10 protein-coding genes are annotated in these 7,886 nt (G+C 58.1%); 2 read left to right on the top strand and 8 right to left on the bottom strand.

Annotated elements, in window-relative coordinates; translation table 11 throughout:
* Positions 1 to 60: 60 nt before the first annotated feature.
* The 7 genes from ACM6I0_RS15015 to ACM6I0_RS15045 form a co-directional block, all read right to left on the bottom strand.
* A complete protein-coding gene (locus ACM6I0_RS15015) occupies positions 61 to 570 on the bottom strand; it encodes a DUF1993 family protein (RefSeq protein ID WP_090185926.1) in 510 nt (169 codons plus the stop codon).
* Between the two features lie 72 nt (positions 571 to 642).
* Positions 643 to 792, bottom strand: coding sequence for a hypothetical protein (locus ACM6I0_RS15020; protein WP_285434597.1), 150 nt, complete (start codon positions 790 to 792; stop codon positions 643 to 645).
* Entirely contained in the window at positions 792 to 1,733 is a 942-nt protein-coding gene (locus ACM6I0_RS15025; protein ID WP_414922708.1) for an SdiA-regulated domain-containing protein, read from the bottom strand. Before ACM6I0_RS15025 ends, ACM6I0_RS15020 begins: the two co-directional genes overlap by 1 nt.
* Before the next feature lie 8 nt (positions 1,734 to 1,741).
* Positions 1,742 to 3,250 carry an ArnT family glycosyltransferase gene (locus tag ACM6I0_RS15030; protein WP_414922709.1) on the bottom strand — a complete coding sequence of 503 codons (1,509 nt, stop codon included), beginning with the start codon at positions 3,248 to 3,250 and terminating at the stop codon, positions 1,742 to 1,744.
* 3 nt (positions 3,251 to 3,253) lie between these two features.
* Entirely contained in the window at positions 3,254 to 3,532 is a 279-nt protein-coding gene (locus tag ACM6I0_RS15035) for a lipid-A-disaccharide synthase N-terminal domain-containing protein (protein WP_222587701.1), read from the bottom strand.
* On the bottom strand, positions 3,529 to 4,269 hold the full coding sequence (locus tag ACM6I0_RS15040; RefSeq protein WP_285434592.1) for a glycosyltransferase: 741 nt from the start codon (positions 4,267 to 4,269) through the stop codon (positions 3,529 to 3,531). The genes ACM6I0_RS15035 and ACM6I0_RS15040 overlap by 4 nt, the downstream gene beginning before the upstream one ends.
* Before the next feature lie 44 nt (positions 4,270 to 4,313).
* Positions 4,314 to 5,291 carry an NAD-dependent epimerase gene (locus tag ACM6I0_RS15045; protein ID WP_285434590.1) on the bottom strand — a complete coding sequence of 326 codons (978 nt, stop codon included), beginning with the start codon at positions 5,289 to 5,291 and terminating at the stop codon, positions 4,314 to 4,316.
* A 302-nt stretch (positions 5,292 to 5,593) separates the two neighbouring features.
* On the opposite strand from ACM6I0_RS15045, the gene ACM6I0_RS15050 reads away from it, so the two are divergent.
* The gene (locus ACM6I0_RS15050; RefSeq protein WP_285434588.1) at positions 5,594 to 6,241 is read left to right on the top strand and encodes a YceH family protein; all 648 of its coding nucleotides are present in this window, start codon (positions 5,594 to 5,596) and stop codon (positions 6,239 to 6,241) included.
* 56 nt (positions 6,242 to 6,297) lie between these two features.
* Here the strand turns inward: ACM6I0_RS15050 and ACM6I0_RS15055 are convergent, their stop codons facing one another.
* Positions 6,298 to 7,116 (bottom strand): shikimate 5-dehydrogenase, encoded by an 819-nt coding sequence (locus tag ACM6I0_RS15055; RefSeq protein WP_285434586.1) that lies wholly within the window; start codon positions 7,114 to 7,116, stop codon positions 6,298 to 6,300.
* Between the two features lie 245 nt (positions 7,117 to 7,361).
* Here ACM6I0_RS15055 and ACM6I0_RS15060 point away from each other — a divergent pair, with 245 nt between their 5' ends.
* Positions 7,362 to 7,730, top strand: coding sequence for a hypothetical protein (locus tag ACM6I0_RS15060; protein ID WP_090185955.1), 369 nt, complete (start codon positions 7,362 to 7,364; stop codon positions 7,728 to 7,730).
* Positions 7,731 to 7,886: the final 156 nt, after the last annotated feature.

Raw genomic sequence — 7,886 nt, forward strand, 5'->3', positions numbered from 1 at the left:
GAAAAACAAAAAAGCCCGCCAAGGTTTGCACCTTGGCGGGCTTTTTAATACCTGGACGGTTTAGAACGCGCCCATGTAATCGCGCTTGCCCACTTCCACACCGTTGTGACGCAGCAGTGCGTAAGCGGTGGTGACGTGGAAGAAGAATTGCGGCAGGCCGTAGGTCAGCAGGTAGGCCTGGCCGGTGAAGCGCTTCTCTTTCGGCGTGCCCTGACGGGTGATGATCTCGATGCCTTCCTTGCCATTGATCTGCTCAGGCTTGATCTCGCCGATGAAAGCCAGAACCTTGGCGATCAGGGCTTGCAGCTCAGCGAACGTGGTTTCGCTGTCGTCATACTTCGGCAATTCGACCTCAGCCAGGCGTGCGGAAACGCCTTTGGCGAAATCAACGGCGATCTGCACCTGGCGCACTAGAGGGAACATGTCCGGGTACAGGCGCGCTTGCAGGAAGGCGTTTGGGTCAATGTTCTTGGCGGTGGCGTGGGCTTCGGCCTTGTTCAGAACGTCGCTCAGGGCATTGAGCATTTGTTTGAAAACCGGAACCGATGCGTCGTACAAGGAAATGGTCATGGCAGTCTCGTGTGATGACAGGAGTGAATCGTGGGGCGATTATAACGGTGCACCGCGGTTGCGGCGGGTCTTTTATCCGGCGTCCACCAGAGGACTCAACGGCAATCGGCCCCATGCGAGGAACGGCGCACTGCCAAGACCCGAGAAAAACAACAACACGATCGCAACGGCGACGAGCAAGGTGATATTACAGGTCAAAAACCGACTGTAATCCAACTTCATCAAAGCTTCTGCGCACCAACTCCCGGAGTATCCTTGGCGTTGGTGAACCGATAGAACAGGTTGGGCTCGCTGACGATATAGAGCTCGCCATCGGCGTCCATGGTCATGCCTTCGGCTTGCGGCACATTTTTCTTGAGGTCACCCGCCAGGCTGAGCAGGGACATAATGCTGACGAAATTACCCTTTTCGTCCAGTTCGGTCACGTTGTTGGACTCTTCGCTCAACATCAGCAAATGCCCTGTTCGCGGATCGTAAAAGCATTCGGAAAGGTCCCGACTGAAAACACTGCGATCCACCCAGGAGGTCAGGTCATCAATGCGAATCTGCAATGACCCACCCAGGGAGGCGAGCATGCCCGTGACCGAATACAGCTGCCGCGGGTCGCGCTCCTTGACCGCCAGGACACGATCATTGGCCACGTCATAGGTCACGCCCTCGAACCCTTTGTTGTGGTTGCTCAGGTTGACCCCGATGGCGAGGAACCTGGCGTCCTCCGCGTGGATGGGGCCCGGGGTGTCGGGCAAGGTGATGATGTCCAGTTGCTGCTTCGCTTCGTCGGCGATCACCACCCGTCCGCCGCCGATATAAGCGATGCCCTCGGTGTCCTGAAACCCGATCAGCGGATAGTGCTCAAGCACTTCACCTTCACGGCTCAACGCCAGAATCTCCATGGGCGCGCCGTTGGTAATACCCAGCATGCGCCCGCGATCGAAATCATAGGCAATGCCCGACAAATTGGTCACGCCGGGAAGTGGCTTGGCGTCGATAACCGACCGGTAGTCCGGCAGCCAGATATTTTTTTCCGGGGCCTGATTGCCGTACCACTTGTTGTGCCAGTGCCCATACAACTGCGAGTGCCAGGAAAACCGCAGGCAAGCCGCGAAAAGCAGTGCCAACGCTACAACAAAAACGATCACTCCTGCCTTCCAGGGCTTGCTCATGTTCTTCCTTAGTTCCAAGTAAAGCGATACACGTGGTCCGGTTGTACTGCGTGGCATTTGCCGTTATCGGCATCGGCGCCAATGATCGACCACTCTGCACGGGATGTCTCGCCGAGTTCACGTGCGCCCTGGGGGTTGAAACACTGCTCCAGCAACTCGTCCGGCACCAATGCGTAAGCCTGAGGGTGTTCACGCAGCCACTGCGCGGCCTGCTCGACCGTGGAGCTGGCCATGCCGAAATGCACGATCGGCTGGCGGGCGTACAGCCAGTGGCCCTCGCGCCACTGGACCATGACCAGATCTGCACCGTTCGTCATGGTCGCCGCCTGCGCCATGATTTCTTTATGAGGGTTAGCGCCCTCCTTTATCGGCTCGATAAACCCACGGGCGAACCAAAGTACGAACCAGCTCACCACCACCGCCTGAAAAATCCGTCGTCCGCGCGGGCGCTTGGCGAACCAGCGCTTGAGCAACCAGGGAATCAGCGGCGCCGAGACCAGCACCAACCCAGGCAGCGCCGGGTAGATGTACAACTTGCGTTTGCCACTGGCCAGACAGAAAAACAGCACGACCAGCGCCACCCAGCCAAGCAGCACCAACACTCGACCGTCACGCTTGGCAAGCTGCCTGCGCCAGGCAGGCACCAGCCACGGCAGGACCAGGACCAGCGGCAACCAGTATTGGGGAATTACGTTGACGAAGAAATACCAGAACGGCTCTCGATGGTCCCACGCAGCGGCATAGCGCCCCGCGGTCTGGCGCAACAGGATCTCGCGCGCATACGCCACCTCATCAGCCGAGCCATTGAGCACGATGGACAAGGCCAGCGGCAGCAACCAGATGGCGATAGCGCCCAGGAAGACCAAAAAGCCCAGCGACCACTTGCGCTTTTCGCCGGGCATGGCCACTACGCCCGACCAACCTTTGCGCACCGCATAGGCATATGGAATCAGCATCAGCGCCGGAACGAAGCCGACCCCTTTGGTGATGACGCCAATGCCCATCGCGGCGCAGCCTACGTAAAACCAGCGCCAGGCCGGCCCGACCAGCAAGTGACGCGCCAACCCGTACATGCCCAGGGACGTGAACAGAATCAGAAAGCTGTCGATCTGGCCGGTGCGCAGGATGCTGTAGGTCTGATACGTGGCCAGGTACAAGAGCGCCGCCGTGCGACCGATGCGCTGATTCCATAGCCGGCGGGCCAGGTCGTAGACCATGGCAGTGACCGTCACAGCCGAAAAAAGGCCGGGTATGTACAGGGCAATATCAGGTTTGCCGGTGAGCCAGGTGAAGAACGCCACTGCCCACATGAAAATGGGCGGTTTATCCCCGTAGATTTCCCCGGCGCGGTGAGGAATCAGCCACGAACCGTTATGCAGCATCTCGAGCGCCACACCGAGGAAGCGCTCCTCATCCACGTTCAGTGGCTGACGCAGCCCGAGTCCTGCACCGATCAACAAGAAAGCAAGCAGCATCAAGCCCAGGCATTCAACCCGGGGAGAAAGGGATCTGCGCATGATTTATTCCTTCGGGTGCCTGCTTTTCGCAATCAATTGCAGGTTGCGGAAATAGACGATGGAACCGAACGCCTGACCGGCGATGAACACCGGGTCTTGTCGGTAAATCGCATAAAAAAGCAGCAAGGTGCTGCCGACGATGCTCAGGTACCAGAAGCTCACCGGAATCACACTGCGTTTCTTGTATTCGCTGTACAGCCACTGCAAGACAAAACGACCGGTAAAAGCGATCTGGCCGGTAAACCCGACCACCAGCCACAACGTTTCTCTTGAGAGATTCATTCCTGAACCTCCTGGGCATCGGTATTGAGCCGAGTGCGCTTGATCAGCCACCAGACGCCGAACAGATCGAGAATGCCTACCAGGGCACGATCGAGATTGCCGTACTTGGACACCCCGGCGGTGCGGGCCCGGTGGTTGACTGGATGGACGACCATTCGGCCGTTTTGGCGCTGGATCAGCGCAGGAATGAACCGATGCATATGGTCGAAGTATGGCAGGCGCAAAAACGCCGCACGCTCGATCACTTTCAACCCGCAACCGGTGTCAGGCGTGTCGTCCCTGAGCAGGCGGCGACGCAGGCCGTTGGCAAATCGCGACGCCCAGCGCTTGCTTGCCGTATCACGACGATTGACCCGATGCCCGGCGACCAGTTGCAGGTCGGCGACACCCTGCTGGCTGCGTACCAGCGCCAACATTCCGGGAATGTCCGCCGGATCGTTCTGGCCATCGCCATCGAGTGTTGCCAGCCATTGCCCACGAGCAGCCTGAGCCGCGTGGTAGAGCGAGGTACTTTGGCCCAGCGAACGGTCATGATGCAGGATACGCAATTCGCTCAAGCCGCCATTTCTGATCTGCCCCAGCTCCTGCAACGTGGTATCGGTGCTGCCATCGTCGACGACTATGATTTCATAACGCTCACCGGCCAAGGCAACACGAATTTCCTCAATCAAAGGCACCAGGTTGTTTGCTTCATTCTTTGCTGGAATCAGCACGGATACAAAAATGTCATGGCTCATACAGGCCCTCTTTTTCCTTGGTTTTTTTATCAAGGGCGAACGAATTACACCTGATAAAAGTGGCGATACCACTTCACGAATTCTTTGACGCCGGTTTCAACGGCGACCTGTGGACTGTAATCGACCCAGTTGGACAAGGCCGAAACGTCGGCCCATGTCTTGACCATGTCGCCTGCCTGCATTGGCAAGAAATTGCGTTGCGCTTTCACCCCCAGTGCGGACTCCAGACAATCGATGAAGTCCAACAGCGCGACCGGTTCGCCGCGCCCGATGTTGAAAATCCGGTTGGCACCCTCAGCCGATCCTTGCGCGAGCGGCGGCCGGGTGCGCAAACGGGCGATGCCTTCGACGATATCATCGATGTAGGTGAAGTCACGCGACATCAGCCCCTGGTTGTAGATGTCGATCGGCCTGCCGTTAAGAATCGCTTCGGTAAACTTGAACAGCGCCATGTCGGGACGCCCCCAAGGACCATAAACGGTAAAAAACCGCAGGCCGCTGGCTTTCATCCCATAGAGATGGCAATAGCTGTGCGCCATCAACTCATTGGCGCGTTTGCTGGCGGCATACAGGGAAATCGGATGGTCGGCGGCATCTTCAACGCAGAACGGCATTTTGCCATTTGTGCCATACACCGAGCTACTGGATGCATAAATCAAATGCTCGGGGCGATGATGCCGACAGGCTTCCAGCACATTCAGAAAACCGGTCAGGTTCGATTGCGCGTACACATCCGGGTTGTCCAGCGAGTAGCGAACGCCTGCCTGGGCTGCCAAATGAATGACGTGGGTGAATGAACGCTCTTTGAACAGCGCCATCAACGCCGGTTTGTCGACGATATCCAGTATCTGGAAGTGAAAGCCCGGCAACGCCTCCAGTTCCTTGAGCCGAGCCTGTTTCAGTTCGACGCTGTAGTAGTCGTTGAGATTATCGATACCGACGACTTCAAGACCTTCACGGCACAAACGCTGAACCGTGTGATAACCAATAAAACCAGCGGCGCCGGTGACCAGAATGGTCATAGCGAGGCCCCGCCGATAAGCGCATTATCGGGGGACAATGACAACGTCAATTTCATGCCTTGCTCCAGAGTGCAGTCACAGACCCGTGGCATCGTCGATATGCCGGGGCCCGCGTCCTTGTGCGGTTAGGCCCGCGACCCCGCATACGGTGCCCGCAGAATTGTAAAAAAAACGTTAACGAATTATGTAGATTTCATGGCTTTAGGCAAGCGTGAGCAACAAATTTGGTTGCCATCGGCGCCCGCCGATCTAAAGTGCTCGCCAGCGGACTAACAATATGAATCGGGTAAGGATGCAGCATCATGAGTATCGAGCAAGAGACGACGTTTGACGAGCCTCGGCTCAACAGCACGGAAATCCGGATTCTGGGGTCACTGATCGAAAAACAGGCCACCAGCCCGGAAACCTACCCACTGACCCTCAATGCTCTGGTGATCGCCTGCAACCAGAAAACCAGCCGCGAACCGGTGATGAACCTCACCCAGGGCCAGGTCGGCCAAAGCCTGCGCGCGCTCGAAGGCCGAGGCTTCACCAAATTGGTCATGGGCAGTCGCGCCGACCGCTGGGAGCATAAGGTCGACAAGGCGCTGGAACTGGTGCCGGCGCAGGTGATCCTGACGGGGCTGCTGTTCCTGCGTGGCCCGCAGACAGTCAATGAGCTACTGACCCGCAGCGGGCGCATGCATGAATTCGAGGACGCCGAACAGGTCGTGCATCAACTGGAGCGCTTGATTGCTCGTGGCCTGGCCCTTCTGATTCCGCGTCAGGCCGGGCAGCGGGAAGACCGCTACATGCACGCCCTGGGTGATCCGGCGGATATCGAAGCCATCCTCGCCGCCCGGCAGAACCCGGTCGAACGTGGCACCGGTAGCGGCGTGTCGATTGAGCGAATCGAAGAGCTCGAAGCGCGCATTGCAGCGCTGGAAGAGCGCCTGGCCCGTCTCGAATAACCCGACGATAAAGCTCCAGACGTGCGAACGAGCGCGGCACTCGCGGGCAAGTCGGGTCAGCTACGGGCAAACTCCACGGCCCTTTGAAACTGTTCCTCGGTCGGACGCACGCCGGTGTACAGCACAAATTGCTCCAACGCCTGGATCGCAATCACCTCCAGCCCGGTGATTACCCGCTTGCCTTCGGCTCGAGCGCGCACGATCAGCGGTGTTTCCGAGGGGATCGCCACCACATCGAAGACAGTTTCGGCTGTAGCGATGGTTTCAGCATCAAAGGCCAGTTGATCGGCCTCCGGGCCGCCGCTCATGCCAATCGGGGTGACATTGATCAGCATTTGCGGGTGTCGGTCGCCCAGTTCCGCCTGCCACTCATAGCCCAATGACTGCGCCAGCGCACGCCCGGCGCGCTCGTTACGGGCGACAATCAGGCCGTTTTTATAGCCGCCATCGCGCAAGGCGCTGGCCACGGCCTTGGCCATCCCGCCGCTGCCGCGCAGGGCAAAGGTCGAGTCCTTGGGCACTGCGTGGCTGTCGAGCAATTGCGCGATGGCAATGTAATCGGTGTTGTAGGCCTTGAGGTGGCCGTCGGTGTTGACAATGGTGTTGATCGATTGAATGGCCGCGGCGGACGCATCCAGCTCATCAACCAATGCGATACACGCCTCCTTGAACGGCATCGACACCCCGCAACCGCGAATACCCAACGCCCGGATACCGCCGACCGCACCCGGCAAATCCTGACTGCTGAAGGCCTTGTAATAGAAATTCAGGCCCAGTTGTTCATACAGATGATTGTGGAACCGCAGGCCGAAGTTACCGGGGCGCCCGGAAAGCGACATGCATAACCGGGTGTCTCTGTTGGGGTTCATCTGCATGAAACTTCTCCTTCAATAGCACTTTCAGATGGACGGGATTAGCCATTCCATACGCTGTGTTCGATCATAACGGCGGGTCCGCACAAGGTATCGCCGGACCGTCAGCAAACCGGTACAGACCTTACACAAAATTTACCAATCGGCTGTGCTGATTTTGAAAAAAACGCTGTCTTAGATGTATCCCCGCGACAATCCTTGGGTCTATTGCAGAGCCAAGCGCCGGGTCGAAGAACCGAGGAATTATCATGATCCGTAAAATCCCCACAGTAGCTTTGCTGATTGGCGCACTCGCTATCGCAGGGCAAGCGCAAGCCCATGGCGGCGGTGGCGGTTGGCAAGGTCCAGCGGTATTTGGCGCGATCGTTGGCTCGGCCATCGTCGGTTCGGCCATTATCAACAGCAACCGGCCTGTTTATGTGGAACAACCGGTTTACGCGCAGCCGCAGCCGGTCTACGTGCAACCGGCGCCACCGGTTTACTACCAGCCGGCACCGGTCTACGTGCAGCAACCGGTCTACTACGCACCACCGCCGGTTTACTACGGACCGCCACGTGGCTATTACGGCCCACCGCGTGGTTACTATGGCCCTCCCCACGGTTATGGCCGCTGGTAACAGGCTCATAAGGCCCCGCCTCATCAGCGTGATGCTGTTCACTTAAGACTGGGTTGGGGTTGGGGTTGGGGGCATATCCGTTTTTGGGGTAATGGCGACTATTGGTTCCGCCCTGACGGCGGGTCACTTGGAGAAGCGCCAAGTAACCAAGCGCTT

The sequence above is a fragment of the Pseudomonas sp. IT-P294 genome, from assembly GCF_949767865.1.
Lineage (GTDB): Bacteria > Pseudomonadota > Gammaproteobacteria > Pseudomonadales > Pseudomonadaceae > Aquipseudomonas.

What these genes read in the sequence shown, in the direction of transcription:
- ACM6I0_RS15045 (WP_285434590.1), bottom strand. Translation starts at nt 5,291, where the DNA reads ATGACCATTCTGGTCACCGGCGCCGCTGGTTTTATTGGTTATCACACG.
- ACM6I0_RS15055 (WP_285434586.1), bottom strand. Translation starts at nt 7,116, where the DNA reads ATGCAGATGAACCCCAACAGAGACACCCGGTTATGCATGTCGCTTTCC.
- ACM6I0_RS15025 (WP_414922708.1), bottom strand. Translation starts at nt 1,733, where the DNA reads ATGAGCAAGCCCTGGAAGGCAGGAGTGATCGTTTTTGTTGTAGCGTTG.
- ACM6I0_RS15020 (WP_285434597.1), bottom strand. Translation starts at nt 792, where the DNA reads ATGAAGTTGGATTACAGTCGGTTTTTGACCTGTAATATCACCTTGCTC.
- ACM6I0_RS15040 (WP_285434592.1), bottom strand. Translation starts at nt 4,269, where the DNA reads ATGAGCCATGACATTTTTGTATCCGTGCTGATTCCAGCAAAGAATGAA.
- ACM6I0_RS15060 (WP_090185955.1), top strand. Translation starts at nt 7,362, where the DNA reads ATGATCCGTAAAATCCCCACAGTAGCTTTGCTGATTGGCGCACTCGCT.
- ACM6I0_RS15035 (WP_222587701.1), bottom strand. Translation starts at nt 3,532, where the DNA reads ATGAATCTCTCAAGAGAAACGTTGTGGCTGGTGGTCGGGTTTACCGGC.
- ACM6I0_RS15050 (WP_285434588.1), top strand. Translation starts at nt 5,594, where the DNA reads ATGAGTATCGAGCAAGAGACGACGTTTGACGAGCCTCGGCTCAACAGC.
- ACM6I0_RS15030 (WP_414922709.1), bottom strand. Translation starts at nt 3,250, where the DNA reads ATGCGCAGATCCCTTTCTCCCCGGGTTGAATGCCTGGGCTTGATGCTG.
- ACM6I0_RS15015 (WP_090185926.1), bottom strand. Translation starts at nt 570, where the DNA reads ATGACCATTTCCTTGTACGACGCATCGGTTCCGGTTTTCAAACAAATG.